Genomic DNA, 25,339 nt, shown 5'->3' with positions numbered 1-25,339 from the left:
GGCGCCGGTCAGCGGGGCCGGCCCGTCCGGCCGGGACCGGGCGGTGTGCCGGCCCGGCGGGGACGCGGCCCGGCTCGTCCCCGACGCCGGCTCCGACAACCGCGCGTGCGCCCTCGCCCTCGTCCGCGCCGTGGTCAGGCGCGCCGGGCAGGCCGACGTCTCGCGGGTCGTTATCGGCGGCGAGTCGGTCGCCCCCCGCGGCGACTGAGGCGGTCCGTCGACCGAGGGACGCCGTCGACTGACGCCGTCGATGGGATGAAGCCGCTCGCGGCCGTGTGGTCTCGTAATGACGTCGCTCTCGCTGCTCGCCGGACTCGCTCTCGGACCGGTCGTCGGGCTCCTCGCGACGCTCGCGATGGACCCGGTGATGGCGCGGCGACCGGAGGGGGAGACGGCGCCGAAGGTCGCCGCGAGCGTGCTCACGGACGCCCCCGTCGACGACGCGCCGGGGCGGCTGGCGACGTGGGTCCACTACGTCGCCGGCGGCGGCTCCGGCCTGCTGTTCGTCGGGCTCGTGTCGGCGGTACAGGCGGCGCTCGGCGTCGGGACCGTCGTCGCGCTCGTGGTCGCGGGGCACGCGATGTTCGCGCTGATGGTCGGCTTCTTCGCGCTCGTCCCGCTGCCGCGCGCGTCCGGGCTCCCGCGCCAGCGGCTCGGCCCGATCCGGCGCGACTGGGCGCTCTCCGCGGCGGCGTACGTCCTCGTCGCCGCCCTGATCGTCGCGGTCGCGACCGGGGTCTGACCCGCCGCTGACGACGCCGCCGCGGCACCTCCGCGACGACCGCGAGCCGGGAGAGAAACGGTTTAGTCGCTGGCTCCGGCCCGATCGGGTATGCACGCCATCACTCGATCCGGCTGGATCGAGGTCATCTCTGGGTCGATGTTCTCGGGCAAGACGGAGGAGCTGCTCCGCCGGCTCCGGCGGTCCGAGATCGCCGGCCAGTCGGTCGCCGTCTACACGCCCGCGATCGACGACCGCTACGGCGAGGCGACGATCGGGAGCCACACGGGCCGGCAGTGGGAGGCGACCGTCGTCGAGAACGAGGGAGACGGGCCGCTCGACATCCTCGACGACGACCCCGCCGAGGTCGTCGCGATCGACGAGGCGAACTTCTTCTCGGACGCGCTCGTCGAGGTCTGTAACGCCCTCGCGGACCGCGGCAGCCGCGTGATCGTCTCGGGCACCGACCAGACGTTCCGCGGCGAGCCGTTTGAGCCGCTCCCGCAGCTCATGGCGACCGCCGAGTACGTCGACAAGCTCCAGGCCATCTGCTCGGTCTGCGGCGAGCCCGCCTCTCGGAACCAGCGGCTCATCGAGGGGGAGCCCGCCCACGTCGACGACCCGACGATACTCGTCGGCGCCGAGGAGTCCTACGAGGCGCGGTGCCGCGACTGTCACGTCCTCCTGACCGGCGACCGCCCCGACGCGGAGCGACCGTTCGAGAGCCCGGAGGCCGACTCCGCGAACGACTGAGCCGGTCCCGCGACGCCGCCCCTCGACGGTGGGGACGAACCGCGGCTCAGTCGGACCCGTTCGCCAGCCGATAGGCCCAGAGGTGGCCGCCGCCGTCCGGTAGATCGATCGGTCGATACGTCCGAATCAGCGCGGTTCCGTCGGCGAGCGCCAGCCGCTCGTCGTCGACCGGCTGCCGGGCGTCGACGATCCGCTCGATCCCGTCGACGAACCCCTCCGGATCGGCGAACCGCCTGCTCAGTTGGACGGCGAGTTCCCGGCAGTCGCGCCCGGCGGCGGCCTCCGGGTCGCCGTCGATGTCGAACAGCTCGTACACCCGCTCGTTCGCGCGTATCACGCGCCTGTCCCCGTCCTCGACGAGCATCCCGACGGGGAGCGCGTCCAGCGCGGTCGACAGGACGGCGTTCGTCCGCTCGATCTCGCGCTTCCGGGCCTCCGCCTCGGTGACGTCCTCGAACTGTGAGAAGACGCCGATCACCGCTCCGTCCTCGTCGGTCACCACCTGGTTGTGCCACGCGCAGCGGATCCGCTCCCCGTCGCTGCGGACGTTCTCGTTGACGCTCTGGTACCCGCCCTTATTCGCGAGCAGGTCGCGTTCGAGCACCGCGACGTGTCGGCGTTCCGTCTCGGGAACGAACGGGAGCCACGTCCCGCCGAGGAGTTCGGACTCCTCGTAGCCGAGGATCTCCTCGGCGGCGGGGTTCACCCGAACGATCCGGAACTCGTCGTTGTACTCGATCGTTCCCAGCGGTGACTGGCCGATGAACCGCGAGAGCCGCTCTTGGCTGGCGGCGAGCGCCGCCCGCGACCGGTGTTGGTCGACGGCGTTCCGCACTCGGTTCGCCAGCACCTCGTACTGGTCGTTGCCCCCGCGCTTCTGGATGTAATCGGTCGCGCCGACGGAGATGGCCTCGCTCGCTATCTCCTCGCTCCCCTTCCCGGTGAACAGGACGAACGGGGTGTCGACGCCGTTGTCGCGGGCGCGCTGGAGGAAGGCCAACCCGTCGGTCTCGGGCATGTCGTAGTCGGAGACGACGCAGTCGATCGGCGCCGACTCCAGCGCGTCGAGGGCGTCCTCGACGCTCGTCTCGGAGCTGACCTCGAACGTCTCGTCGATTCGTTCGAGATACGTCGCGGTCAGATCGAGGAAGGCCGGGTCGTCGTCGACGTGGAGGACGCGGACCGTCGACGGGTCGTCCGACTTGGGGTCCGCTGGAGGCCCCGTCATGCGCACTCATACCGCGACCTGCGCAATATACGTTCGGGTCCGTTTATCAAACGGTTCGGGCGGGCGGTCGGCTCACTCCGCGGCCGCTTGGTCGTCCCGGTGCCCGCCTGCGATCGCCGGGTCGGATTCGCGCTCGTCCGCCGCCGTCGAGTCGTCGGCCGGGAACTCCCCGTCCGCGGTCGCGAGCCGGAACAACCCCACGAGCGCGCCGGCCGCGATCAGCGTTCCCTCGACCTTCGCGGCCGCGTACACCCACTCGCGCGGCTCCGCCTCGCCGGCGTTCCGGTAGAGCGCGCGGGTCCAGAGCGCGACGACGCGGCGCGGCGCGACGGCCTCGATCAGTCCGCCGAGTCCGGCCACCAACAGCAGTAGCGCTTTCATACGCCCCCTTCGTCGGGGGCCCTCAAAAGCGGCCCGGGGACTGCGGCGTCGTTCGGCGTCGGTCCCTCAGCCGTCCGCTACCGGCTCAGCGGCGTCGAGATACCGCCGACAGGTCGCGGCCGCCCACTCCCGCACCGCGGCGTCCCTCGTCCACAGCAGGGCGGCGACCCCCGCTCCGTCGATCAGCCCGACGGCCGCGCGGTCGTCGGCGAGGACGACCGCGATCGGAGACTCGCCCTCGTGGCGGTACGCGTCGACGCCGCGGTCGGCGAGCGCGCGGCGGACGACCGCCCCCGTCGTTCCGGTGAGGCGGTCGGCCGCGGAACCGGTGAACACGACGCGGCCCTCGCTCGGCGCGGTCGCGTCGGCGGCGGCGCCGGATTCGTGCGCCTCGTCTCCCGCCGATAGCGACGCGTTCAGTCGGCCGGCGAGGTCGGCGTCGAACCGCGGCACGACCGCGACGACGCTGTCGGACCCACCGATCAGCTCGGCGAGTCGGCCCACGGGCGTCGGCGAACCTTCCGGCTCGTCGGCGCCGTTCGCCGAGCCGCTCGCGCGTTCGACGATCGCGGTCCGATCGCCGAGGCCCGCGGGGTCGCAGTCGACTGCGCGCGCTACGATCGACCGAAGGACCGCCGCGGGCGACGCGGAGCCGTCGTCGCTCACGCGTCTCGCTCGTCCGCGGCGGTCGCGTCGCTCTCGCCGCCCGGCCACCTGTCCGGCGCGTCCGGGCGCGTCGGGTACGACTGCCGGCCGCCGCTCGCCTTCCGCGCGAGCAGCCGCGCGGTGGCGCGCCGGCGGTCGTCCGGCCGCTCCGCCGTGGTCTCGTCGTAGTAGCGCACGCTCAAGGCCAGTCCGGCGCGGAGCAGCTCGTTGGCCGCGAACCGGTATCGGTCGTCGCTCGGTCCCGACGGCGACGGGTCCGCCGACCGGAGGTGCCCCTCCACGAAGAGGTAGCCGCCCGGCGCGAGCGCCTCGACGAGGTCCGCGAACCGACCGAGCGCGTGGAAGAAGCTCATCGTGATCACGTCGTACGCCTCCGTCGGGAAGCCGTACGTCGAGATGTCGGCGCGGACCGCCTCGATCCGCCCGCCGATCCCGCGCTCGGCGGCGCGGTCGCGGACGACGCGGAGCCCCTCCGCCGACGCGTCGAGCGCGTCCACCTCGCGTCCGCGGTCCGCGAGGAACACGGCGTTGCGGCCGGTCCCCGCAGCCACGTCGAGCGCGCGACCGTCGGGGAGCGACGGCTCGTAGGCGCGAAGCACGGGGGACGGCTCCGGCGCGCGCGGGTACTCGCCCGACGCGAACCGCTCGTCCCAGTCGGTGTCGGTCACGGGCGCCCTTCGCCGCGCCGCGGCGTAAACCTCAGGGGCGTCTCGCCCGGACTGCGGGTATGAACGAGACCGAGGCCCCCGCCGAGCGACTGAACGCGCTCCTCGGCGACCGCGACGAGACGCTCGCGACCGCGGAGTCGCTCACCGGCGGGCTGGTCGGATCGCGGGTGACGGACGTGCCGGGCGCGAGCGCCTACTTCGACCGCGGCTTCGTGACGTACACCTACGACGCGAAACGCGAGCTGCTCGCCGTCTCCCGCGAGTCGCTCGACGCCCACGGCGCCGTGAGCGACCCCGTCGTCCGCGAGATGGCGGCGGGCGCCCGAGACCGGGCGAACGCGGACTGGGCGGTCGCGACGACCGGTATCGCCGGCCCGACGGGCGGCACCGACGAGAAGCCGGTGGGTCTCGTCCACTTCGGCGTCGCGCACGCCGCCCCGTGGGGAACCGGGGAGTCGTTCGTCCGGACCGAGCGGGCCGTCATCGACGGCGACCGCGACGCGGTGAAGCGGGGCGCCGCCGAGCGCGCGCTCGACGCGGTCGTCCGTGCGATCGAGGACGCCGACGGCTGAGCGACCGACGACGCCGCTCTCCTCGTCGTCGAGACGGTGTCCCGGCGATCGTCGGTGCCGGTGACCGTCGTCCGGTGAAGCGTTCGCGCCGTCAGTCGATGTAGGCGTTCCCGACGACGGCGACGAGCAGCGCCGCGATCACGATCCACGTGAGCGGTTCGACCGCGAGGAGGCGGAGCGGCCGCGCGGCCGACTCGCCGAAGCCGAAGAGGGCGCCGCCGGCGAGCGCTACCGCCAGCACGAGCGCGCCGACGATTCCGGCCACGCCGAGCAGCGCCCGGTCCGACGAGTCCATGGCGGCGATCCGCGCGGGACGTATATAAACGGATCCCGAACGCGAGACAGCGGTCGACGCGCCGTCGGGAAGGCGGCGGGCGTGAAAACCCGCGCCGCCGCGTCCGGTGTCAGTGGAGGTACTGGAAGGCGATCTCGGTGTCGTCCGACAGCTCTCGCTCCGTCCGCCACTCCCCGAGTTCGGTCGCGACGCGGCGCCACTCGACCGACTCCGACGGGATGGCCCCGACGAACCGGTCGAGTATCTGCCCGGCGTCGGCGTCGAGTTCAGCCGGCGTTATCACGAGGGTCTCGTCGCGGATCCCCCGCCCGACGCGGAGCCGGATCGCGTCCCCTTCTCGGATCTCGTGGTAGAGGTCCCTCGCGACTTTCCGGTCCGGGTGGTCGTACCTGAGGTCCTCGACCGCGTGGTGGAGCAGTCGCTGGACGGCGTCTCGGTCTCGGTTGTCGAACAGGGGGAGGGTCCGCCGGAACTCCCCGTCGCCCGTCGACTCGCTCATGGCGCCTCGTGGGACCCGTCGTCGCATAACGTCACCGGTGGACGCTGCGGGTGAGCGCGAAGATGAACAGGCCGATCATGAACGCGCCGACGAATCCTTCGGTGGCGGCGAGGAAACTGCCCGCGAAGTTCGGAACGGTCGCCGTGGGGCCGAATATCAGCGACGTGAACGACTGAACGCTCAACAGCCCGTATCCGAGCGGCGACGCGAACGGCGGGTCTGTGACGACCGCGGCGAAGAGCGCCGCGTAGACGACGACGGTGACGAGCGAGAATCCGATGGTGCGGCGCGGCTTCTCGCCGTACCCGCACGTGGCCGAGAGCGTGAGGTTCACCGCGACTAAGAACAGCAGTTTGAGCCGGCTGCGAAGCGACTCCTTGTGGGCGAACGCCCGGTCGACGTGCGTCCGGCGCCGGTAGTACATCTCCTTGATGAAAAACCGGGAGGCGGACTGGCTGTCGCCGACGCGCTCGGCCCCGTTCTTCGCCTTCAGGTACGTCACTTCGAGGTCCGACGCCTCGCCGTCGGCGAGCCAGCCCGCGAGCCGGCTTCGAACGCCGCCTCCGTCGGCCGGCTCTCCCGGACCCCCGCCCGATTCGTCGGCGGCGCCGCCGTCCGCGCCGGGCGCCTCGTCGGCGTCGTCCTCGATGGCGAACCGGTCCGCTTCGAGGCTGTACGTGTCGTCGACCGTCCCGCGGAACGTGTGTAACACCCACTCCGGAGCCAGCACGTACCGGTAGTTGGAGAAGTCGAAGCCGTCGAACTCGGTCCGGTAGAAGAGGAACCGCTCGAAGACGCCCTCCGAGTCGGCCATCTCGATATCCACGTCGCCGACCCTGCTCCGTCGGAGGTTGTAGTACACGGCGGCCCCGTTCTCCTGGACGAACCGGCCGCCGTCGACCGTCGTGCGCTCCAGGTTGATGGTGACGTCGCCGCCGGCCGTTCGCACGTTCTCGAACCGCGCCCGCTCGAACGTCGACTCCCGAAGCGTCGCGCTCGATCTGAACGTCGTCTCGACGAAGTGGACCGTCCCCCGGAACGCGGCGCTCCGGAAGTCGCCGTCGCCGACGAACGTCGCCCGCCCGAAGAAGGCCTCGTCCGTGAACTCGGCCTTCAGGAACCGCGCCGTGTCGGCGAACGTGGCATTCCGGAAGTCGCCCAGCCGGTCGAACGTCGACTTGTAAAACGACGCGTAGCTGTTGAAATCGACCGCCTTGAAGTACGTCGCGCCGCCGAACCGGATGTACGACAGCACCGCCTCGCCGTCGAACGTCGCGAACTGGAACTTCGCCTTGTCGCCGAACTCGGTCTCGGTGAACGACGCCTCGGAGTCGAAGTCGGCGTTCTGGTAGTGCGCGGGCTGCGCGAAGCTCGCCTTTTTAAACAACGCCTCGGCCGCGAACGCGCAGTTCATGAACACCGCGGCGTCCTCGAACTCGCACCGGTTGAACCGGCTCGTCCCGCCGAACTGGACGGTGCGGAAGTCGGTCCTCGCGTGGAACCGGCTGGCGGTGAAGGTCACGTCCGACCGGAACGCCGCGCGCTGGAACAGACACGCGCCCCGCCACGCCGACTCCTCGAACGAACAGGGGGCGCGGAACCGGGCCCGGTAGAAGTCGGCCACGTCGCCGAACCTGACGCGGTCGAAGCTCGCCGGCCGGGCGAACGTCGAGCCGCCGAACCGCGCGCTGTCCTCGAAGTCCGTCCCGTCGAAGACGGCGTCGCCGCGGAACGTCGCCCGCTCCGCCGACACGTCTTCGCCGAACTCAGCGTCGGTGAAGTCGGCGGCACCCTCGACCCGTATCTCGTCCATCAGGAGCGGCTGTCGGAGGACGGTCTGCTCCGCGAGGAACTCCCCATAGACGGTGACGTGCCGGAGGTCGATCGGGTGGTTGGTCACCCGGTCGAGGACTCGGTGTGAGACGTCGATCGTTCCGAACTCGGCCCCGACGAACCCGAGCGACGACGCCTCGCCGGTCGCCAGCTCCGACACCAGCGATTCGCACACCGACTCGTCGTCGATGCCGAGCTCCGCGCGCCGAGCGGGAGAGAGGTGGAACCGACAGCGGTCTGTCTCTCCCTCCGCCTCTCGGGGACAGGACCACCTCTCGTCGAGCGCGGCCGAACGACCGTGTTCCTCCTCCCACGCCACCGGGTCGAAGCTGTACGCACACGTTCCGACGGACACGACGTACCGGGCCGACGACAGCGCGGATAGTAAAACTACCTCACAGCACCGCCCGACGCGACCGCCGTCCGGCTAGAGGATGGTGTACGACGTCACGGTGTCGCCCCCGACGGTCACGTCGACGGTGATCCGATCGCCGACGGTCACGTCGGCGTAGGTCCCGGTCAGAGGTTTGCCGGGCACCTCCTTGCTGAACGCGTTGACCGAGACGTGGGCCATGTTGCGGAAGTTCGCGAACCCGGACTGGTGGATGTGCCCGCTTATCGTGCCGCGTCCGGACCCGAGCCCCTCGATGACGCGAAGCGTCTCCTTTCGGTCGGAGAGGAACGCGCGCTCCGGGTAGTGTCTGAACCAGTCGTTGTCCGAGATGTCGAAGGTCCCGAGCGGGTGATGGCTCAGGAAGAGCGCGTCGTCGTACTCCGCGCAGACACCCGCCAGCCACTCGCGCTGGTCGGACCCGAGCTCGCCGCGGGCGCCCGGCGTCGCCTCCTTCGTCGAGTCGAGGTAGACAATCGGCACGTCGTCGGTCTCGATCACGCCGTGGAAACGGTCTTGGCCGAGCAGCGACGTGAGCCCCGCGCGGGTCAGTGTCTCGACGTCGTGGTTCCCCAGCAGATACGTGACCGGGACCGGCGCGTCCGCGAATATCTCGCGGACCCGTTCGACGTTCGCCTCGTCGACCTCGGCCGAGCCGTCGTCTTCGATCAGGTCGCCCAACACGAAGATCCGGTCGAACGCGTCGGCGGAGACGGCCTCGAGCGCGTCGCGTAGCTCCCGCTCGATCTCGGCCGCGTGGCCGCTCCGCATGTGGACATCGGGAAACAGCGCGAATCGACCCATCGGTTACCAATGAGTCGACGCACCCCGGTCAAATAACTACGGATCGGCGCTCGCCGCGGGGAAAACGCCTCGCCGTCTCGGCGCCAGATCGCGTCGGGGAGTCGCCGCCCGACTCCTCAGAGAGTCGACGGCGTCCAGCAGAGCCAGGGCAGGGATTTGAACCCCGGAAGTCTCGATTACAAGTCGAGTGCATGAACCACCCATGCTCCCCTGGCGCGTGCGGCCGTACTCGGTCCTCCTATGAGTGCGTGTCGCTTTCCGCGAACCCGGCCGGAGTCACCGGCTTTCCTGATCGCCGCCGCGCTCGTCCTCGTCTTGGGGGTCCAGTGACTTCGTCAGTTCGACGCGGTGGAGGCCGTAGCCGCGGTCCGCGTAGAACGCACGGGCGCGGTCGTTGTCTGCCAGCGCCTCCAGCGCCACGCGGTCGGCGCCCGCCTCGACGAGCGCGCGCTCGGCCGCGTCGAGCAGCGCCGCACCGATCCCCTCGCCGCGCCGGTCCGGTCGCACGAAGAGGTTGCTGACGGTTCCGCGGACGGCGTCGCGGTCGTAGTCACCGCGTTCGAGCGAGAAGCCGACGAACCCGACGGGATCCGGATCGTCAGCGTCCGCTTCGGCCGCGGCTTCAGGGTCGAGAGCGACCAGCAGGTCGCCGGTAACCACTGACTGCGCGACCCACTCGCGGACGGTCGCGCGGTTCGCCTCGCCGCGGAGCGTGGCGCCGTACTCGCGCTGCCCCGCGGCGAGCGCCACCCACATGTCGGTGACCGGGTCGACGTCGTCGGCGGTCGCCGGCTCGATCCGGGCGTCCGTCTCGGCCATACGTTCGCGTTCGGCTCGCGACGTGTTGAGACTGCCGGCCGATGACTCGGCCTCGCCGTTGGCGCATCGAACGGCGGCCCAGCGACTCAGACCTCGCGGCAGTTCGGGCAGACGGCCTGCCCGTTCGCGGTGACGAGGTCGGGGACGAGCGCGCCGCAGCTCTCGCAGACCCCTTGCGTCGAGCCCTCGCTCGGCGCACCCGTCACCGGGTCGACGCCGTCTTCGCTTCCGGAGGGGCCGTCTCCCGAGGCGGCCGCGGCGGGCTCCGATGCCGTGGCCGGGTCCATCGTCGCCGCGGCGCTCCGCTCCGCGTCGGAGTCCGCCGCGGCCGCGGTCGACAGCACGGTCTCCTCCGGGTGGGGGTCGCCCGTCGCGGGTTCGTCACCGAAGCCGTCGGCACCGGCGCCCGTCCGCGGCGCCCCCGCGGCGAGCGCGTCGCCGTCCGTGACGACGCCGACCGCCTCCCCGTCGTCGACGGCGACGACTCGGTCCGTCCCCTCGGCGACGAGCCGCTCTTCGAGCGCGGCGAGCGAGTCGTCCGGCGAGACCGTCGGCAGCGGCGGACTCATGGCCGCGCCGACCGTGGACGGCGGCCCCTCGGGCGACTCCCCGCCGTCGCCCGCCTCCAGCAGCACCTCGAGCGCGTCGCGGGCCTCCAGCCGTCCGACCGGCTCGCCGCCGCGCACGACCACCAGACAGTTCGTCTCCTCTTCGACCAAGAGCGCGGCCGCCTCCGGCAGCGCGTCCGACTCGCTGACGCCGAGGAACTCGCGGTGCATCACGTCATGAACCGTGGTGTCTGTTCGCATACGTCTCGGATCCGCTCCGACCGGCTAAAAGGTGCCCCCGGTAGCGTTTTATCCGTGCCAGGCCTACGCTTGCGATCGGTTCGCATATCCGGCGGGGCGAGTCGCGTCCGGACGCCCTGCGGGCGCGCCCCGCCGACGAAAGGGAGCGTTCAAACCCTCCGACGTTCGAACTGGGACATGGCCATTCCCTCGTTCGTGATCGGGATCGCGGGGGGGACGGGCGCCGGGAAGACGACGGTCTCCCGGCTCGTCACCCGCGACCTCGGCGACAGCGTCACCCGGATCCCGCTGGACAACTACTACGAGGACCTCTCGCACCTCGAGTTCGAGGAGCGCAAGGAGGTCAACTACGACCACCCCTCGGCGTTCGAGTGGGAACTCCTCAGGGAGCACCTCGAAGCCCTCCTGGAGGGCCAGTCCGTCGAGATGCCGCAGTACGACTTCGAGATTCACAATCGGAAAGACGAGCGGATCACTGTCGAACCCACCGACGTCATCGTGCTGGAGGGCATCCTGGCGCTGTACGACGAGGACATAAACGACATGATGGACCTGCGGCTCTTCGTCGAGACCGACGCCGACGTGCGGATCCTGCGCCGGATCCGCCGGGACGTGATCGACCGCGGCCGCGACCTGGAGGGCGTCATCGACCAGTACCTCTCGACGGTGAAGCCCATGCACGAGCAGTTCATCGAGCCCTCGAAGAAACACGCCGACGTGATCATCCCGGAGGGCGCCAACAGCGTCGCGGTGAACCTCTTAGAGGAGAAACTGCGCGCCGAGGTCGAGGGCGACGCGGTCAGGAGTTGGGAGCGCGGCAGCCTCGAATCGGAGCTGGGCGAGAAGCGCTCGCTCGACATGGACGGCGACGATTAATCAGTTCGAAACGGTGGGTCTCTGGGCGTGGACGCCGGAGCGACGGTATCTGTCGCCGAAGCCCGTTCGTTTGCTTATAAACCGCTGCTCGTAGATCGACGCTGAACACTTCCTAAGCCCCAGCCGCGAGGACGCCGTACGCTCGCTGCGGTCCTCGTCGCTCGTGTTGCTCGCTCCTGCGGTCCTTACGTCGCCTACGGCGTCCTCGCGGCTGCCCCTTTGAGTCCCGTCCCGCGACCGCACCTCACGCCTCCCCAGCCTCGCCGCTCGCTCCCTCCGGTCGCTCGCGGCGTCCCTCGCGCGTGCTCCTCGCGGCCGCCTCCGGCGGCCACTCGGAGGCACGCGCCACCGCACCGTCATTTACAAGCGATCGTCGTAGCCGCTCACGGGCATTTAACCATCGTATCTCGACCGTTCCGGCTCATCGCCGCCGGCTCGCCACCCGCTCCTCGGCGGTCTCGGCGCTGACGAGCTCGTACAGCGTCGCGCGGCCGCCGTCCTCCTTCGGGCGGAGCACGCGGCCGAGCCGCTGGGTGAACTCCCGCTCGCTGCCCGACCCGGAGAGCAGGACCGCCACGTTGGCGTCCGGCACGTCGACCCCCTCGTCGAGGACGTTCGCGGCGACGACCTGGCCGTAGGTGCCGTCGCGGAAGCGCTCCAAGATTTCGCGGCGCTCCTTCGCGCCCGTCTCGGCCGTGATCGCGGGCAGCAGAAAGCGCTCGGAGAGCCGGTAGACGAGGTCGGTGTGGGCCGTGAACACGATCACGCGGTCGTCGCGGTGGCGGTCGAGGATCTCCGCGAGCCGCTCGACCTTGCGGTCGGCGTTCATCATGACCTCGCGGGCGTCCTGCTTCGCGAGGAGCGCCTCGCGGGCCGCCGGGTCGTTGCCCGAGCGCTTGACCAGCTCCTGGTAGTCGCTCCCGCTCGAAAACGTGATCCCCGCGTCGCGGACGTACTCGACGAAGGTGCCCTGTTTCTCGTCGTAGCGCTCGCGCTCCGCCTCGGTGAGCTCCACCTCGATCCGCCGGATGTCGTAGGGGGCGAGGTGGTCGCCCGCGAGGTCGTCGACGTCGAGCGCGTAGACGCGGTCGCCGACCAGCTCCGCGACCGCCTCGTGGGCGCCGTCCGGGCGCTCGAAGGTGGCCGTGAGCCCGAGTCGCGCGGGCGCGGCGAGGAGGCGCGCGGCGTCCCGGTACCCCTCGCCGCCGAGGTGGTGGACCTCGTCGAAGACGACGAACTCGAAGGCGTCGCCGACGCCGTCCGCCTTCAGGTACGCGGAGTCGTACGTCGACACCGTGATCGCCTCCCGGCGCTGCTCGCCGCCGCCGAAGCGGCCGATCGGGGCGTCGAACTCGCGCTCCAACTCTCGTTGCCACTGGTCGAGCAGGTCGACCGTGGGGACGACCACGAGCGTCGGAACGCCGAGTTCGACCATCGCGCGGATCGCGATCACGGTCTTGCCGGCCCCGGTCGGCAGCTCGAGGACGCCGCGGTCGCCGGCGTCCCGCCACGCGTCCAACGCCTCGCGCTGGTACTCGCGGAGGTCGTAGTCGGTCGCGAGCGCGTCCGGGAGCCCGGCCTCGCTCGCGGCGCGCGCGCTCGCGTCGAGGACCCGGTCGTCGACTGCGACGCCGGCCACCCGGAGCGCCCGCCGGAGTTCGGCGTAGCGGTGGGCGGGCGCCCGGCCGGTCCCGGTTCGGGGGTCCGTCTCGACCCCGGGCAGCGGCGGCAGCGCGTCGGGCGCGAGGTCGCCGTCCGCGTCGACCCGGATCGTGCCGTCCTCGTAGGTCAACCGGACGTCCATCGTCCCGAGTTCCCGTCCGACTTACAAAGGCCCACCGCCTCGGTCCGCCATGCGCGCGGACGAACTCGACCCCGACCTCGCCGCGGCGATCGCCGAGATCGAGTCGCTGGGCCTGCCCGCGTGGAGCCATCTCTCGGTCGATGCCGCCCGCCGCCTCGAAGACGACCTGTTCTCGGGACCGCCCGAACCGCCGGTGGCCGACGTCCGCGACCTCGCGTTCGACGGCCCGCACGGCGAGGTGCCGGTCCGGGTGTACCGCCCGGCGGGGGCGCCCGATCCGATGGGCGCAGGGGGCGACCCGCCGGCCCGCGCCCTCGTCCACTTCCACGGCGGCGGCTGGACGCTTGGGACGCTCGATTCGGTCGACGGGATCTGCCGCGAGCTCGCGGTCCGCGCCGACGCGGTCGTCGTCTCCGTCGACTACCGGCTCGCGCCAGAGCACCCGTTCCCCGTCGCGGTCGACGAGGCGACCGCGGCGCTGGAGTGGGTCACCGAGACGGTGGACGCGCTGGGCGTCGATCCCGACCGGACCGGCGTCTCGGGCACCAGCGCCGGCGGCGCGCTCGCGGTCGCGGCGTCGCTCCGCGCGCGGGACGTCGGAGACGCGCCGACGCCCGCCGGGCAGTTCCTGCTGTACCCGATCGCCGGCCGCGACTTCGAGACGGACTCGTACCGGGAGAACGCGGACGGCCCGCTGCTCACGCGCGAGGACATGCGGTGGTTCTACGAGCAGTACCTGCGGAGCCCGATCGACGCCGCGAACCCGTACGCGGTCCCGCTGGAGGCGGCGGACTTGGGGGACCTCGCGCCCGCGACGGTCGTCACCGCCGGGTTCGACCCCCTGCGCGACGACGGCGTCGCGCTCGCGGACCGGTTCGAGCGCGAGGGAACGCTGGTCGAGCACCGTCACTACCCGGCGATGGCGCACGGGTTCTGTAGCCTCGCGGACAGGGTGGCCACCGCGGAGACCGCCCTGTCCGCGGTCGCGAGCGACGCGCGATCCCGGCTGTGATCGGTCGCCCGAAGCGTCGTCCGCCGACGGGTCCCGTCGGACGGCGGCGAGCGGAAACCGCGGCGCGAGGTCAAAGCATAACTCTCGCGAGGCCGTGTCCGTGAGTATGGAACGAGTCTCTATCGACGAGGTCGAGCCGAGCGCCCTCGGAAGCGACGTGGACCGCCGGGGGCTGTCGGAGCCGCTCGGGGTGACCGACGTGGCGCTCAACCGCTACCGCCTCGATCCTGGGGAGCGGTTCTCCGGCGGGCTTCACGCTCACATGGACCAGGAAGAGATCTTCGTCGTCGTCGAGGGGGAGGCGACGTTCGAGACGATGGACGGGGACGTGAGCGTCGGCGCGGGCGAGGCGGTCCGGTTCGCGCCCGGCGAGTTCCAGTCGGGCAAGAACGACGGCGACGAGCCGGTCGTCGCGTTCGCACTGGGCGCGCCCCGCGACAGCGAGGACGTGCGGATCCCGCAGGAGTGTCCGGAGTGCGGACACGAGAACATGCGGGCCGTTCCGAGCGACGACGGGTTCGATCTCCGGTGTCCGGAGTGCGGCGCCGAACTGGAGGGCTGACGCCGTCGAGGCGGGCGCGGGAGACGGGGGAAAACGGAGTCGGAGCGGCGTCGGGACTCAGGCGTCGACGGTCGTCTTCACGATGCTCACGGGCGCGGTCGACTGCCGGGAGACGCGCTCGGTGACGGAGCCGAGCATCCGGCGGTAGTCGCCGGAGCGCGTCTTCGACCCCATCACCGTGAGGTCGACGTCCTCCTCGTCGGCGTAGCGGAGGATCTCCTCGTGCGGGACGCCGTAGCGGAGGGCGGTGACCGCCTCCACGTCGGCGTCGCGGGCGAGCGAGGCCACCGCGTCAAGCGACTCGCGGCCGGTCTCTTCGAGCGTCTCCTCGGCGCCCTCGGCGCCGTCGACGAACTCGTCGCCGGAGTAGGCGTTCACCACGCCGCTGTCGACGACGTAGAGGACGTGGAGCGTCGCATCGTAGCGGTCGGCGGCGTCGATCGCGTGGTCGATCGCGCGGTCGACGCCGACGCTGCCGTCGGTCGGGAGGAGCACGTTGTCGTACATACGCGGCGGTTCGTCGAGCGACCGAATAAATCGGTCGCCGTTTCCCGAACGGTTAACACGCTGTGTGCCCCCCGGAGTTCCATGACCGAGGCCGCGGACCGGATCTTCGTGAACGGGGAGGTACACACGCTTGCGGACCCGGATTCGGGCGGCGACGCGGTGTGCGAGGCCGTCGCCGTGCGCGACGGCGAGATCGTCCGGACCGGGCGGACGCACGACGTGGAACTGCTCGCCGGCGTCGACACGGACGTGGTCGACCTCGACGGGCGCGTCATCCTCCCCGGGTTCGTCGACGCGCACACCCACCTGACCACCGTTGGCCGCTACCTCCTCCACGCCGACCTCTCGGCGGCCGACTCCCCGGACGGGGCCGTCGACCTGCTGGCCGAGCGCGCGGCGGAAGTGGAACGCGAAGCGAGCGAGGTGGAGGACCCCGAAAGCGACGACTGGGTCCTCGGCTACGGTTACGACGAGTCGACGTGGGACGACTCGCGCTACCTGACCCGCGCGGACCTCGACCGCGTCTCGACCGAGCGCCCGGTGGCGGCGTTCCGCGAGGACATGCACGTCGCGGCGGTCAACGGCGTCGCGCTCGACCGCTTCGCCGACGCGCTCGCCGACGCTCCCGACGAGACGGTGCCCACGGACGACGACGGCGATCCGACCGGCGTCCTGCTCGAAGCCGCCATCGACCCGATCTACCGAGCGGTCGAGCCCGGCCCGGCCGAGACGCGCGCGGTCGTCGAGGCCGCGCTCGACGGCTGCGCCGCCCGCGGTATCACGGGCTTCCACGACATGGTCCGCGACTCGCACGCACCCCGGGTCTACCGCGACCTCGACGAGTCCGGGTCGCTCACCGCCCGCGTCCGGATCAACTACTGGAGCGACCACCTCGACGCGGTCCGGGAGGTCGGCCTCGCGACGAACGCCGGGAGCGATATGGTACGGACCGGAGCGATCAAGTCGTACACGGACGGGAGCTTCGGCGGCCGGACCGCGCGCCTCTCCGAGCCGTACGCGGACGCGCCAGACGAGACCGGGCAGTGGGTCGTCGATCCCGACGAGCTGGACGAGGCCGTCGCAACCGCGACCGAGGCGGGCCTCCAGTTCACCGCCCACGCGATCGGAGACGAGGCCGTCGACGCCGTCTTGGACGCATACGAGCACGCCTCCCGGACCGACGCGGGGGAAGCCCGTCACCGCGTCGAACACGCCGAACTGGCCGACGACGACGCGATCGAGTGGCTCGCGGAGACCGGCGTCGTCGCGAGCGTCCAGCCGAACTTCCTGAAGTGGGCGCAACCCGGCGGTCTCTACGAGGAGCGACTGGGATCCGAGCGCACCGCCGAGACGAACCGCTACCGGGACATGCTCGACGCGGGGGTCCGGCTCGCGTTCGGCTCGGACGGGATGCCGATGGACCCGCTGTTCGGGGTTCACCACGCGGTCAACGCGCCGGCCGAATCTCAGCGCCTCACCGTCACCGAGGCGCTGCGGGCGTACACTCGCGGCGCCGCGTACGCCGGCTTCGACGAGGACCGGCTCGGGACGGTCGAGGTGGGGAAGCGGGCCGACCTCGTCGCGCTCGACGCGTCGCCGTGGGAGCGCGACGACGCGATCGACGATATCGACGTGGCGCTGACCGTCGTCGACGGCGACATCGTGTTCGACGGTCGGTGAATCGGCGGCCGAGGCGCGACCCTGCCGGAACGCCGAGAAAGCCGCAATCGCTGCCAGAAAACAGCAGTTATTAATCATGTAGTTCTAATCTGGGAGCATGACAGAGATAGCCGTCGAGTACGCCGCAGGAAACCGTCTCCGCTCCGAGGCCGAGACCGCCCGACGACTCATCGACGCGTACCTCGGTGACCGGCCCGACGTCGACCGCGTCACCCTCTCGCCCTCCGGCGAGTCCGTCTTCTGCGTCAGCGTCGAGGGCGACCGCATCTGGTGTACCGACACCCGCGAGTGGATCGACTCGATGGAGGCGGTGACCGCCGCGCGGCGCCGCCTCTCCGAACTCTCGTAACTCGCCTCGAAAACCCGGTTACTCGGTCGTTGCGGCCGCGTGCGAGTACGCGAACTCCCGCAGGAGCTTCGCGGCCAGCGCCGCCGCCTGCCCGTCGTCCCGGTCGTTCACCTCGACCGCGTCGAACCCGTCGGCGCGCGGCGCGACCGCGCGGACGAGGTCACGGACGGTCCGCGGCGCTACCCCGAACGGTTCCATCGTCCCCGTACCGGGAGCGTAAGCGGGGTCGAGCCCGTCGATGTCGACGGAGCAGTAGACCGTCTCCCCGGCGAACGCGTCGCCGTCGAGACCGTCGACCCACTCGCGGGCGTCCTCCGGCGCGACGACCTCCACGTCGGCGTCGGCCGCCCGTTCCCACTCGGCCTCGGACCCGGTCCGCGCGCCGACGATAACGGCGCGGTCGACGCCGAGGTCGTCGAGACACCGGCGCGTGACGCAGGCGTGGTTCAGCGGGTTCCCGTCGTATGCGTCCCGGAGGTCGAGGTGCGCGTCGCAGATGACGAGCGCGTCGGGGTCGACGGCCTCGACCCCCGCGTGCGTGACCGTGTGTTCGCCGCCGACGAGGAGCGGGACCGACTCGTCGTAGACGACGCTCCGCAGTTCGGCGGCGAGGTGGTCGAGGTACGCCGGCACGTCGTCCCACGGGCGCACGTCGCCCGCGTCGTTGACGCCCAGCGCGGAGAAGCGACTGTCGGTGCGGCGGTCGTAGTCGTCGTACGTCTCGGCGAATCGCCGGACTCGGTCCGGTCCGAACCGGGTGCCCGGCTGAAACGTGGTCGTGGCGTCGAGCGGAGCGCCGACGACCACGTAGGAAGCAGCTTCGCGGTCGGTCGTCGCCCCGGGGAACATCGCCGATTACCCGATGATCTTCCGTTGGCCCTCGTAGTCGAGGTACTCGATGTTGTCGTCCGAGGAGAAGTCCTCGCCCTCGGGGATGCGCATGGTGAACGTGTCGTAGGTGTCTAAGTCCATCACCTGAACCTCGTCGCCGCTGACGTTGACGACCTGTCCCTGCTTGCGCTGAATGATCGGGACCCACACCTTCGCGTCGACGGGCTGCGAGAGCGAGCGCTTCTTGTCGTCGAAGACGCCCTTCCCTTCGACGCGGGCCTTCGCGCTGCCGTGTTTACCGGGTTTGGCGGTGCTGTAGTGGTTGATCTTACAGGGCGCGTCGTCCATCATCACGTAGCTGCCCTCCTGGAGTTCGCGAACCTGCTTCTGCTCTCGCGGCATGTCCGCCAATTTTCCCGGCGCGGGTATAAACGGTTTGGAATGCCGCCGCTACCCGGCCCGAGACGGCGTCCAACCGCCCCGACGGCCTGCGGCGTGGTCGTGTACGTCCTCCGCTCGTCGGACGACCGAGTCGATCGCGTCACCGACACCCTCGGCGACGACCTCTCCGGCAACGCCGGCGCGCCGATACGCGATGACGCCGACGTTCCGGCGGCCGCGTGCCTCCACGAGATCGCGACGCACGTGGACGGCGACCTCGGCGTTCCCCCGGTCGACTGGGGCGACGCGGTGACTCCGCGAGCGGCGGCGGGTCCTCCGGGGCGGCGGGCGCCGCCGCGGCGACGTAGCGACCATGACGGCGGCGACGTGGCAGCCGCGACGACCGCGGCGACCGAACTCGTCCCGAAAGCGAGCCTACGGGTCGAGCTCGTCCACGTACTCCTCCGGCTCCTCGTCGTCGTCGACGTTCCCGTCCGGCGGGACGAGTTGGCCCGTGTACAGGTAGCTGACGACGAACATGACGATGAAGCCGACGCCGACGGCCGCGGTCGTCCGCACGACGAACGGGATGTCGTTATAATAGAAGTACCGGTCCGAGACCGCCATGGAGACGAACGCCACCAACAAGATCTTCTGCTCGTCGGTGGGGTTGCGGACGAAGCCGACTACGTCGTTTTTGAGGTCGCCGAACACGCCCATCAGGCGTCACCCCCGTTCGTCGCGGCCGAGTCGACCGTCGGCGCGTGCTCCTCGATCACGCCGCTCACCCGATCGAGGCCCTCTGTCAACTCCTCGGTCGGGAGTCCGAACCCGATCCGGAATCGGTCCGGGAAGCCGAACAGATGCCCCGGTGCGAGGACGACGCTCGCCTCCTCGACGACCGTCCGGCAGAACGCCTCCGCGTCCGCGAAGCCGTCGGGGACCGTCACGAACGCGTTGACCCCGACCGGGTCGAGCCAGTCGAGGCCGTGGTCGTCGACCCACGCCGCGACCGTCTCGCGGTGGGCGGCGGCCAGTTCGCGGTTCTCCGTCAGGATCTCCTCCTCGGATCGCCCCAGCGCCTGCTTAGCGACGTGCTGGCCGAACAGGCTCGGCGAGATGGTCGTGTAGTCCTTCCAGCGCCACGCGCGCTCGACGACCGGCTCGGGACCGGCGATCCAGCCGAACCGGAGGCCAGCGAGCCCGTACGCCTTCGTGAGGCTGGTCGTGGAGATGCCGTGCGCGCCGTAGCTCGCGACCGGCGGCTGCGGGTCCTCCGCGAGCAGGCGGTACACCTCGTCGCAGAGCAGGTATGCGTCGCGCTCGACCGCGACGTCGTACACCGCCCGCATCGCGGCCTCGTCGTGGTACTGCCCGGTCGGGTTGTTCGGGTTGTTCACGACGATCACGGCCGTGTCGTCGCGGGCCGCGTCGGCGACGGCCCCCGGGTCTAACTCCCACTCGGGCGGCTCCAGTTCGACGCGGGTCACGTCGCCGAACGCGTCCGGGACGGCGTGGAGCGCCTGGTACGTCGGCGTGACGACGACCGCGTGCGTGCCGGAGCCGACGCCCGACGCGTCGGGGTCCGAGGCGCCGCCCGCCCCGTCGACGGGGGCGTCGTCGCCGAGCAGCGAGAGGAACGTCAGGAAGTTCGCCTCCTGAGTGCCGCAGGTGAACAGCACCTCGTCGGCGGATCGGTCGTAGCGGTCGCCGACGGACGCCCGGAACTCCGGGTCGCCGTTCGTCGGGATGACGTAGCCGAGCTCCCCCGGATCGAGGTCGAACCGGCTCGCGTCGAGCGACCGGATGCCGCTTTCGGCCAGCATGATGTCGGCCTCGTGTTCGTACTCCGCGAACCAGCGTTCGAGGCCGAACGGGTCGATGCGCATACCCCTCTTCGGGCGGGCGCGAGGTTAGGTGCTGTGGTTGGCGACGTCGTCGCGGACCGCTCCGGCGGCCGCCCGCGAATCGGGGGCACTGCGGGCCGCCATCGCAACGCATTTCGCCGGGGATTGCGACACGACGGCATGGTTCTCAACCGGCAGCGGCTGTTGGGCGTGCTGTTCGTCGCCATGGCGGCGCTCACGGCGGTCGCGCTGGCGGAGGTGCTGCGGACCGTCGTGTTCGCGGTCACCGTCGCGTACGTCCTGTATCCGCTCCGGCAGCGGCTCGTCGGCCGCGGCCTCTCGCGTCGGATCGCGTGCGTGGTCTCGACCGGCGTCGCGTTCGTCGGCGCGACTCTCCTCGTGGCGCCGCTGCTGTACACGCTGTACCGGCGGCGGTCGGAGCTGATAGCCCTCCTCGAAGGGGTCCCCGACCTCGTCCCGATCACCGTCGGCGGGTTCCAGACGGTGGTCGAGATCGCGCCGTACGTCGCGGCCGCGGAGACGTGGATCCGCGGGGTCGCGATCGCGGTCGCGGGCGCGGCGCCGGTCCTCGTCTTGGAGGTCGTCGTGTTCACCTTCCTCGTGTACGGCATCCTCTACCGGCCGCGGGCGGTCGAGGCGGCCGTCTTCGGCGTCGTCCCGCCCGAGTACCACGACATCCCCACACGGCTCCACGAGCGGACGCGGCAGACCCTCTACTCGATATACGTCCTCCAGGCCGCGACCGCCGCCGCGACGTTCGTTCTCGCGGTCGCGGTGTTCCGGACGCTGGGCTACGGCTCTCCCGTCCTGCTCGCGGTCATCGCCGGCGTCCTCCAGTTCATTCCCGTCGTCGGTCCGAGCATCCTCATCGTCGCGCTCGGCGCCCTGGACTTCCTCGTCGGCGCGACCGGGCGGGCGGCCGCCGTGCTGGTACTCGGCCTCGTCGTCGTCGCCTTCGTGCCGGACGCGGTGATCCGCACTCGGCTCGCCGGCTGGACCGGGAAGATATCGCCCGGTCTCTACTTCGTCGGATTCGTCGGCGGCATCCTCACCCTCGGGGCCGTCGGCGTCATCGTCGGTCCCCTCGCCGTGTCGCTGCTGCTCGAAGCGATCGACATGCTCTCCGAGCACGTCGACCCGACGGACTCGGTCGGTGGCGACGCGGGCTCGACGCAGTGACCGGCGACGCGGGCCCGACGCAGTGACCGCCGACGCAGGGCACCACCGGCACGGCTTTCCATGGCCCGACCCTCTGTCCGACACCTGATGTCCTCGACGGATCCCCCAACCGCGGTCGGCGCCGCGCCGACCCTCACGGCGCGGCGTCTCGACGGACTCGCCGATCGCGTCTTCAGCTCGCCGGACGGAAGCGGCGACGACGGCGACGGCGCGATCGACGTCTCCGCCCCGGCGACCGACGAGCGGATCGGGCGCGTGCCGGCCTGCGACGCCGACGACGTGTCCGCCGCGGTCGAACGCGCCCGCGACGCGCAGACGGCGTGGGCCGAGGTGTCGGCGACCGAGCGCGCCCGTATCGTCGACCGGTTCGGCGACCTCGTCGCGGACCGCCGCGAGGAGCTGCTCGACGTGCTCCAGCTGGAGACCGGGAAGTCCCGGCGCACCGCGGTCGAGGAGCTGTTCGACGTGCCGACCGGCTGCTCGTACGTCGCGAGCGAGGCTCCGGGCGCGCTCGCCGAGGAGCGTCGCCGTGGGGTCGCGCCCGGCGTCGCGACCGCGACGGTCACCCGCGAACCGGTCGGCGTCGTCGGCGTCATCTCGCCGTGGAATTACCCGCTGACGCTGTCGATGGCCGACGCGATCCCCGCGCTCGCCGCGGGCAACGCGGTCGTGCTCAAGCCGGACGAGAAGACGCCGTACGGGGCGCTGCTCCTCGCGGAGCTGCTGGAAGTCGCCGGGCTCCCCGACGGCCTCTTTCAGGTCGTCACCGGCGAGGGGCCTCAGGTCGGGCCGCCGCTGATCGACGCGGTCGACTACGTCGCGTTCACCGGTAGCACCGCGACCGGCCGGACCATCGCGGAGCGCGCGGGCCGGAACCTGATCGGCTGTTCGCTGGAGCTCGGCGGCAACAACCCGCTCGTCGTGCTCGGGGACGCCGACGTCGACGAGGCCGCCCGCGGCGCGGTCCAGGCCTGCTTCTCGAACGCCGGGCAGCTCTGTCTCTCCGCGGAGCGGATCTACGTCGTCGAGTCCGCCTGCGACGAGTTCCTCGACGCGTTCGTCCGCGAGACGGAGGCGCTCACGCTCGGGACGGGGTACGACTACGACGCCGACCTCGGCTCGCTCGTCGACGCCGACCAGTTGGCCCGCGTCGAGTCACACGTCGAGGACGCCCGCGAGCGCGGGGCGACGGTCGAGACCGGGGGCCGAGCGCGGACGGATGTCGCGCCGTACTGCTACGAGCCGACCGTCCTCACCGGGGTCGAGCCGGACGCCGCGGTCGCCTGCGAGGAGACGTTCGGTCCGGTCGCCGCGGTGACGGCGGTTCCGGACGCGGACGCGGCGGTCGCCGCCGCGAACGACTCCCCGTACGGCCTCAACGCGAGCGTCTGGACCGGGGACCGCGAGCGAGGCGCCGAACTCGCCCGCGAGATCGACTGCGGGACCGTGAACGTCAACGACGCGTTCCTCGCGACCTGGGGCGCGGTCGACGCACCGATGGGCGGGTTCGGCGACTCCGGCCTCGGTCGCCGACACGGGCCCGAGGGGATCCGACGGTACACGGAGACGCGGACCGTCGGCGTCTCGCGGGTCGGCCCGCTGACGTTCCCAGACCGGATCCCGACCGACTGGTTCGTCCGGGGCGCGTTCGCCGCGACCCGGCTCGGTCGACGGATGCGTCGCGGCGTCGACGAGGTCCGTCGTCGCCTGTCGCGCCGCTGACTGACCATGCGGAATCGACGGCGCGCGACCGACGACGGCGAAAAGCGGGGTTACTCCGCGTCGTCGATCAGGTCGCCGAACACCGACGCCGCGGTGTCTGGCACGTCGAAGTCGTGGTAGTGCTCGCCCTTCTCGTTCGAGAGGATGTTGAGCGCGGCGGCGGCGCCGTCGCCGGCGGAGATGACCGCCTGCCACTCCTCGGCACGGACCATTGCGCCGGTCGCGTAGGCGCCCTCGACGCTGGTCTCCATCGACACGCCGACGCTGACGGTGTCGTCCTCGTCGAACTCGCAGCCGAGCGCCTCCGCGAGGTCGCGGTTCGCGCCCGTCGCGAGGACGACGTAGTCGGCCTCGTACTCGCCGTCCTCGGTCGTCACGGTGAACCCGCCGCCTCCGTCCTCGACGCCGGTGACCTCCTCGCCCTGGCGGCGGTCGACGCCGAAGTCGTCGGCCTGCTGGCGGGCGGTCGCCATGAACTCGCTGCCGCCGACCGAGCCCACGCCGAGGTAGTTGAACAGGTGCGCCTTGTGCATCCACGTCTCGTCCGTGTCGAAGAGGACGGTGTCGAGGCCGTTCTTGCTCGCGAACAGCCCGGCGCTCAGTCCAGCCGGTCCACCGCCGACGATTGCGACATCTGTCATGGTCGCTACAACGCAGTCCCGAACATAAGGCTTGGCGGAAGCGGGGATCGGTCACGGCGGACCTCGCGGCGACCCCCGTCGCCGCGGCCGACACCTCACTCCGCGAAGTCAGAGAGAGACCCGGTCCCGTCGCCCGCGCCACTCCCCTCGTCGCCCGTGTCCGGCTCGGTGTCGCTCCGGTGCGTCTCGCCGTCGCTCGTGTCCGGCTCGGTGTCGCTCCGGTGCGTCTCGCCGTCGCCCGTGTCCGGCTCGGTGTCGCCGGAGGCCGACCCGCCCCACGGGTCGTCGGGATCGACCGGTGCGACGGCGCGGGCGAGCTCCGCCTCGTCGTACTCGACCTCCTCGTCGAGCACCATCGCGAGCCGCTGCCACCGCGCGCTCTGTTCGTCTTCGCCCTCCGGGCCGACGCGCGCGCCGTGCGTCTTGAAGAACCGGGTGCCGCGCCCGCGCTTGGATCCCTCGCCGGTGTGCCCGTCGAAGACCGCGTCGAACTCCCCGTCCGGTTCGAGGTCACCGACGGGGAAGTCGTGCGCCGGCTCCTCCCCGCGGGCGCGCGCCTCGGCCCGGAGATCGGCGACCGCGCCGAAGTAGGCGTCCGCGTTCGACGCCTCGCGTGTCGAGTGAGCGCGGGCGGCCGCGAGCGCGGCGTGGATCGCGCAGAGCCGGCCCTTCCACGCGTCGGGCTCCCAGCGCTCCGTCGCGAGTTCTTCGTAGCGCTCGATCGTGAGCGCGACCTCGTCGCCCGCGCGCAGGTCCTCGACGACGTAGAGGTTGAGTCGGTCCCAGAGGTTCCAGGCGTACCCGGAGCGCGCCAGTTCCCACGCCGCCCACGCCGCGATCTCCTCGTCGGAGCGCCGGACCGCCTTCTGGAGCAGGCTGGAGACGACGTACCGGCTGTACCCGCCGTCGGTCTCGTTCGGCTCTTTCTCCTCGCCGAAGTCGTTCTCGCCCGTCGCGTCCGGCGTCCGATCGGTTTCGAGGCTCCCGTCGGACCCGAACGTCGCCTGTCTGTCGTCGCCGTCGGCCATGTCCCCGCTCCCGCCGCGAGAGACTTAACAGCCCCGCGGCGAGCGTGGGTCGCGAGCGGGGTTCGAGTCCGGCGATCCACCCCGCGGTACGGCGGATCACACCTGCTCTGAAAGGGAACTCTTAAGTCGAATCCGGCGGCTATGTTTCGGTAACCGCCCTTAGCTCAGCCTGGTAGAGCAGTCGACTGTAGATCGACTTGTCCCCCGTTCAATTCGGGGAGGGCGGACTGTCTTTTCATTCGATCTGTAACGGACTGCGTATCGACTTGTCCCCCGTCCCCGCGAGCACCGCGAGCGGGGAACAGCGAGACGACCGCAGGGAGTCTCGCGCGTTTCAATTCGGGGAGGGCGGACTGTCTTTTCATTCGATCTGTAACGGACTGCGTATCGACTTGTCCCCCGTCCCCGCGAGCACCGCGAGCGGGGAACAGCGAGACGACCGCAGGGAGTCTCGCGCGTT

At 71.2% G+C, this 25,339-nt stretch carries 28 protein-coding genes, 2 tRNA genes and 1 pseudogene; 12 read left to right on the top strand and 19 right to left on the bottom strand.

All coding sequences use genetic code 11. From position 1 onward, the window contains the following. From B9G38_RS18025 to B9G38_RS05800, 3 genes and pseudogenes are all read left to right on the top strand, one after another. Window positions 1-208, top strand: a pseudogene (locus B9G38_RS18025) (nucleoside deaminase); the annotation flags it as partial. Window positions 209-286: 78 nt separating this feature from the next. Then, window positions 287-742 carry a hypothetical protein gene (locus B9G38_RS05805; protein WP_086219779.1) on the top strand — a complete coding sequence of 152 codons (456 nt, stop codon included), beginning with the start codon at window positions 287-289 and terminating at the stop codon, window positions 740-742. 90 nt (window positions 743-832) lie between these two features. After that, complete coding sequence (locus B9G38_RS05800; protein ID WP_086216027.1) at window positions 833-1,474, top strand: thymidine kinase; 642 nt, start codon at window positions 833-835, stop codon at window positions 1,472-1,474. Window positions 1,475-1,520: 46 nt separating this feature from the next. Here B9G38_RS05800 and B9G38_RS05795 read toward each other — a convergent pair whose 3' ends face one another. The 4 genes from B9G38_RS05795 to B9G38_RS05780 all read right to left on the bottom strand — a co-directional run bounded on the left by B9G38_RS05795 (window position 1,521) and on the right by B9G38_RS05780 (window position 4,417). After that, on the bottom strand, window positions 1,521-2,702 hold the full coding sequence (locus tag B9G38_RS05795; protein WP_086219778.1) for a response regulator: 1,182 nt from the start codon (window positions 2,700-2,702) through the stop codon (window positions 1,521-1,523). Between the two features lie 72 nt (window positions 2,703-2,774). After that, window positions 2,775-3,083 (bottom strand): hypothetical protein, encoded by a 309-nt coding sequence (locus tag B9G38_RS05790; protein ID WP_086216025.1) that lies wholly within the window; start codon window positions 3,081-3,083, stop codon window positions 2,775-2,777. A gap of 66 nt (window positions 3,084-3,149) precedes the next feature. Further along, window positions 3,150-3,749: a hypothetical protein gene (locus B9G38_RS05785; RefSeq protein WP_049933123.1), complete on the bottom strand. Its 600-nt coding sequence runs from the start codon at window positions 3,747-3,749 to the stop codon at window positions 3,150-3,152. Then, complete coding sequence (locus tag B9G38_RS05780) at window positions 3,746-4,417, bottom strand: bifunctional 2-polyprenyl-6-hydroxyphenol methylase/3-demethylubiquinol 3-O-methyltransferase UbiG (protein WP_086219777.1); 672 nt, start codon at window positions 4,415-4,417, stop codon at window positions 3,746-3,748. Before B9G38_RS05780 ends, B9G38_RS05785 begins: the two co-directional genes overlap by 4 nt. A gap of 59 nt (window positions 4,418-4,476) precedes the next feature. Here B9G38_RS05780 and B9G38_RS05775 point away from each other — a divergent pair, with 59 nt between their 5' ends. Beyond that, window positions 4,477-4,989, top strand: a complete 513-nt coding sequence (locus B9G38_RS05775; RefSeq protein ID WP_086219776.1) for a CinA family protein — start codon at window positions 4,477-4,479, stop codon at window positions 4,987-4,989. 91 nt (window positions 4,990-5,080) lie between these two features. On the opposite strand, the gene B9G38_RS05770 is transcribed toward B9G38_RS05775, so the two are convergent. The 7 genes from B9G38_RS05770 to B9G38_RS05740 all read right to left on the bottom strand — a co-directional run bounded on the left by B9G38_RS05770 (window position 5,081) and on the right by B9G38_RS05740 (window position 10,439). Then, complete coding sequence (locus B9G38_RS05770) at window positions 5,081-5,284, bottom strand: hypothetical protein (protein WP_086216023.1); 204 nt, start codon at window positions 5,282-5,284, stop codon at window positions 5,081-5,083. A 109-nt stretch (window positions 5,285-5,393) separates the two neighbouring features. After that, complete coding sequence (locus tag B9G38_RS05765; RefSeq protein WP_049933103.1) at window positions 5,394-5,783, bottom strand: hypothetical protein; 390 nt, start codon at window positions 5,781-5,783, stop codon at window positions 5,394-5,396. Between the two features lie 31 nt (window positions 5,784-5,814). After that, window positions 5,815-7,971: a pentapeptide repeat-containing protein gene (locus tag B9G38_RS05760; protein WP_049933102.1), complete on the bottom strand. Its 2,157-nt coding sequence runs from the start codon at window positions 7,969-7,971 to the stop codon at window positions 5,815-5,817. A gap of 72 nt (window positions 7,972-8,043) precedes the next feature. Further along, window positions 8,044-8,811: a metallophosphoesterase gene (locus tag B9G38_RS05755; protein WP_086219775.1), complete on the bottom strand. Its 768-nt coding sequence runs from the start codon at window positions 8,809-8,811 to the stop codon at window positions 8,044-8,046. Window positions 8,812-8,952: 141 nt separating this feature from the next. After that, a tRNA-Thr gene (locus B9G38_RS05750) sits at window positions 8,953-9,026 on the bottom strand. Window positions 9,027-9,087: 61 nt separating this feature from the next. Then, window positions 9,088-9,630 (bottom strand): GNAT family N-acetyltransferase, encoded by a 543-nt coding sequence (locus B9G38_RS05745; RefSeq protein WP_086219774.1) that lies wholly within the window; start codon window positions 9,628-9,630, stop codon window positions 9,088-9,090. An 86-nt stretch (window positions 9,631-9,716) separates the two neighbouring features. After that, window positions 9,717-10,439 carry a CBS domain-containing protein gene (locus tag B9G38_RS05740; protein WP_086219773.1) on the bottom strand — a complete coding sequence of 241 codons (723 nt, stop codon included), beginning with the start codon at window positions 10,437-10,439 and terminating at the stop codon, window positions 9,717-9,719. 177 nt (window positions 10,440-10,616) lie between these two features. Between B9G38_RS05740 and udk the strand changes: the two genes are divergently transcribed. Then, a complete protein-coding gene (gene udk, locus B9G38_RS05735; protein WP_086216020.1) occupies window positions 10,617-11,315 on the top strand; it encodes a uridine kinase in 699 nt (232 codons plus the stop codon). A 421-nt stretch (window positions 11,316-11,736) separates the two neighbouring features. Here the strand turns inward: udk and B9G38_RS05730 are convergent, their stop codons facing one another. Then, the gene (locus B9G38_RS05730) at window positions 11,737-13,119 is read right to left on the bottom strand and encodes a DEAD/DEAH box helicase family protein (protein ID WP_086219772.1); all 1,383 of its coding nucleotides are present in this window, start codon (window positions 13,117-13,119) and stop codon (window positions 11,737-11,739) included. A 49-nt stretch (window positions 13,120-13,168) separates the two neighbouring features. Here B9G38_RS05730 and B9G38_RS05725 point away from each other — a divergent pair, with 49 nt between their 5' ends. Both B9G38_RS05725 and B9G38_RS05720 read left to right on the top strand, forming a co-directional pair. Next, window positions 13,169-14,131, top strand: a complete 963-nt coding sequence (locus tag B9G38_RS05725) for an alpha/beta hydrolase (RefSeq protein WP_086219771.1) — start codon at window positions 13,169-13,171, stop codon at window positions 14,129-14,131. Between the two features lie 106 nt (window positions 14,132-14,237). Then, complete coding sequence (locus B9G38_RS05720; RefSeq protein ID WP_086219770.1) at window positions 14,238-14,693, top strand: cupin domain-containing protein; 456 nt, start codon at window positions 14,238-14,240, stop codon at window positions 14,691-14,693. A gap of 57 nt (window positions 14,694-14,750) precedes the next feature. Here the strand turns inward: B9G38_RS05720 and B9G38_RS05715 are convergent, their stop codons facing one another. Then, window positions 14,751-15,200 carry a universal stress protein gene (locus tag B9G38_RS05715; protein ID WP_086216017.1) on the bottom strand — a complete coding sequence of 150 codons (450 nt, stop codon included), beginning with the start codon at window positions 15,198-15,200 and terminating at the stop codon, window positions 14,751-14,753. 81 nt (window positions 15,201-15,281) lie between these two features. Between B9G38_RS05715 and B9G38_RS05710 the strand changes: the two genes are divergently transcribed. Together B9G38_RS05710 and B9G38_RS05705 are read left to right on the top strand one after the other, a co-directional pair. Beyond that, window positions 15,282-16,880, top strand: coding sequence for an amidohydrolase (locus B9G38_RS05710; RefSeq protein ID WP_086219769.1), 1,599 nt, complete (start codon window positions 15,282-15,284; stop codon window positions 16,878-16,880). A 97-nt stretch (window positions 16,881-16,977) separates the two neighbouring features. Then, entirely contained in the window at window positions 16,978-17,229 is a 252-nt protein-coding gene (locus tag B9G38_RS05705) for a hypothetical protein (protein WP_049932517.1), read from the top strand. 18 nt (window positions 17,230-17,247) lie between these two features. Here B9G38_RS05705 and speB read toward each other — a convergent pair whose 3' ends face one another. The 4 genes from speB to B9G38_RS05680 form a co-directional block, all read right to left on the bottom strand. Next, window positions 17,248-18,078, bottom strand: coding sequence for an agmatinase (gene speB, locus B9G38_RS05700; RefSeq protein WP_086219768.1), 831 nt, complete (start codon window positions 18,076-18,078; stop codon window positions 17,248-17,250). Window positions 18,079-18,084: 6 nt separating this feature from the next. Then, window positions 18,085-18,462: a translation initiation factor IF-5A gene (locus B9G38_RS05695; protein WP_049932521.1), complete on the bottom strand. Its 378-nt coding sequence runs from the start codon at window positions 18,460-18,462 to the stop codon at window positions 18,085-18,087. A gap of 414 nt (window positions 18,463-18,876) precedes the next feature. Next, a complete protein-coding gene (locus tag B9G38_RS05685; RefSeq protein WP_049932525.1) occupies window positions 18,877-19,161 on the bottom strand; it encodes a hypothetical protein in 285 nt (94 codons plus the stop codon). Further along, a complete protein-coding gene (locus B9G38_RS05680; RefSeq protein ID WP_086219766.1) occupies window positions 19,161-20,330 on the bottom strand; it encodes an aminotransferase class I/II-fold pyridoxal phosphate-dependent enzyme in 1,170 nt (389 codons plus the stop codon). The genes B9G38_RS05685 and B9G38_RS05680 overlap by 1 nt, the downstream gene beginning before the upstream one ends. A 138-nt stretch (window positions 20,331-20,468) precedes the next feature. Here B9G38_RS05680 and B9G38_RS05675 point away from each other — a divergent pair, with 138 nt between their 5' ends. Beyond that, window positions 20,469-21,488, top strand: a complete 1,020-nt coding sequence (locus B9G38_RS05675) for an AI-2E family transporter (protein WP_086216013.1) — start codon at window positions 20,469-20,471, stop codon at window positions 21,486-21,488. 87 nt (window positions 21,489-21,575) lie between these two features. Next, window positions 21,576-23,210, top strand: coding sequence for a succinic semialdehyde dehydrogenase (locus tag B9G38_RS05670; RefSeq protein ID WP_086219765.1), 1,635 nt, complete (start codon window positions 21,576-21,578; stop codon window positions 23,208-23,210). A gap of 50 nt (window positions 23,211-23,260) precedes the next feature. Here the strand turns inward: B9G38_RS05670 and B9G38_RS05665 are convergent, their stop codons facing one another. Together B9G38_RS05665 and B9G38_RS05660 are read right to left on the bottom strand one after the other, a co-directional pair. Then, window positions 23,261-23,851: an NAD(P)/FAD-dependent oxidoreductase gene (locus B9G38_RS05665; RefSeq protein ID WP_086219764.1), complete on the bottom strand. Its 591-nt coding sequence runs from the start codon at window positions 23,849-23,851 to the stop codon at window positions 23,261-23,263. Between the two features lie 95 nt (window positions 23,852-23,946). Continuing rightward, window positions 23,947-24,879, bottom strand: coding sequence for a hypothetical protein (locus B9G38_RS05660; protein ID WP_086219763.1), 933 nt, complete (start codon window positions 24,877-24,879; stop codon window positions 23,947-23,949). Window positions 24,880-25,032: 153 nt separating this feature from the next. Between B9G38_RS05660 and B9G38_RS05655 the strand changes: the two genes are divergently transcribed. After that, window positions 25,033-25,106 (top strand) — tRNA-Tyr (locus B9G38_RS05655). Window positions 25,107-25,339 lie beyond the last annotated feature (233 nt).

This window comes from Halorubrum sp. SD612, from assembly GCF_002135005.1.
The sequence above is the reverse complement of the archived record's forward strand: the minus strand, read 5'-3'. Positions and strand labels throughout refer to the sequence as shown.

Bases quoted from the DNA above. Each gene is read 5' to 3' on its own strand.
- B9G38_RS05805 (WP_086219779.1), top strand. From the start codon at position 287: ATGACGTCGCTCTCGCTGCTCGCCGGACTCGCTCTCGGACCGGTCGTC.
- B9G38_RS05800 (WP_086216027.1), top strand. From the start codon at position 833: ATGCACGCCATCACTCGATCCGGCTGGATCGAGGTCATCTCTGGGTCG.
- B9G38_RS05795 (WP_086219778.1), bottom strand. From the start codon at position 2,702: ATGACGGGGCCTCCAGCGGACCCCAAGTCGGACGACCCGTCGACGGTC.
- B9G38_RS05790 (WP_086216025.1), bottom strand. From the start codon at position 3,083: ATGAAAGCGCTACTGCTGTTGGTGGCCGGACTCGGCGGACTGATCGAG.
- B9G38_RS05775 (WP_086219776.1), top strand. From the start codon at position 4,477: ATGAACGAGACCGAGGCCCCCGCCGAGCGACTGAACGCGCTCCTCGGC.
- B9G38_RS05770 (WP_086216023.1), bottom strand. From the start codon at position 5,284: ATGGACTCGTCGGACCGGGCGCTGCTCGGCGTGGCCGGAATCGTCGGC.
- B9G38_RS05765 (WP_049933103.1), bottom strand. From the start codon at position 5,783: ATGAGCGAGTCGACGGGCGACGGGGAGTTCCGGCGGACCCTCCCCCTG.
- B9G38_RS05755 (WP_086219775.1), bottom strand. From the start codon at position 8,811: ATGGGTCGATTCGCGCTGTTTCCCGATGTCCACATGCGGAGCGGCCAC.
- B9G38_RS05745 (WP_086219774.1), bottom strand. From the start codon at position 9,630: ATGGCCGAGACGGACGCCCGGATCGAGCCGGCGACCGCCGACGACGTC.
- B9G38_RS05740 (WP_086219773.1), bottom strand. From the start codon at position 10,439: ATGCGAACAGACACCACGGTTCATGACGTGATGCACCGCGAGTTCCTC.
- udk (WP_086216020.1), top strand. From the start codon at position 10,617: ATGGCCATTCCCTCGTTCGTGATCGGGATCGCGGGGGGGACGGGCGCC.
- B9G38_RS05730 (WP_086219772.1), bottom strand. From the start codon at position 13,119: ATGGACGTCCGGTTGACCTACGAGGACGGCACGATCCGGGTCGACGCG.
- B9G38_RS05725 (WP_086219771.1), top strand. From the start codon at position 13,169: ATGCGCGCGGACGAACTCGACCCCGACCTCGCCGCGGCGATCGCCGAG.
- B9G38_RS05720 (WP_086219770.1), top strand. From the start codon at position 14,238: ATGGAACGAGTCTCTATCGACGAGGTCGAGCCGAGCGCCCTCGGAAGC.
- B9G38_RS05715 (WP_086216017.1), bottom strand. From the start codon at position 15,200: ATGTACGACAACGTGCTCCTCCCGACCGACGGCAGCGTCGGCGTCGAC.
- B9G38_RS05710 (WP_086219769.1), top strand. From the start codon at position 15,282: ATGACCGAGGCCGCGGACCGGATCTTCGTGAACGGGGAGGTACACACG.
- B9G38_RS05705 (WP_049932517.1), top strand. From the start codon at position 16,978: ATGACAGAGATAGCCGTCGAGTACGCCGCAGGAAACCGTCTCCGCTCC.
- speB (WP_086219768.1), bottom strand. From the start codon at position 18,078: ATGTTCCCCGGGGCGACGACCGACCGCGAAGCTGCTTCCTACGTGGTC.
- B9G38_RS05695 (WP_049932521.1), bottom strand. From the start codon at position 18,462: ATGCCGCGAGAGCAGAAGCAGGTTCGCGAACTCCAGGAGGGCAGCTAC.
- B9G38_RS05685 (WP_049932525.1), bottom strand. From the start codon at position 19,161: ATGGGCGTGTTCGGCGACCTCAAAAACGACGTAGTCGGCTTCGTCCGC.
- B9G38_RS05680 (WP_086219766.1), bottom strand. From the start codon at position 20,330: ATGCGCATCGACCCGTTCGGCCTCGAACGCTGGTTCGCGGAGTACGAA.
- B9G38_RS05675 (WP_086216013.1), top strand. From the start codon at position 20,469: ATGGTTCTCAACCGGCAGCGGCTGTTGGGCGTGCTGTTCGTCGCCATG.
- B9G38_RS05670 (WP_086219765.1), top strand. From the start codon at position 21,576: ATGTCCTCGACGGATCCCCCAACCGCGGTCGGCGCCGCGCCGACCCTC.
- B9G38_RS05665 (WP_086219764.1), bottom strand. From the start codon at position 23,851: ATGACAGATGTCGCAATCGTCGGCGGTGGACCGGCTGGACTGAGCGCC.
- B9G38_RS05660 (WP_086219763.1), bottom strand. From the start codon at position 24,879: ATGGCCGACGGCGACGACAGACAGGCGACGTTCGGGTCCGACGGGAGC.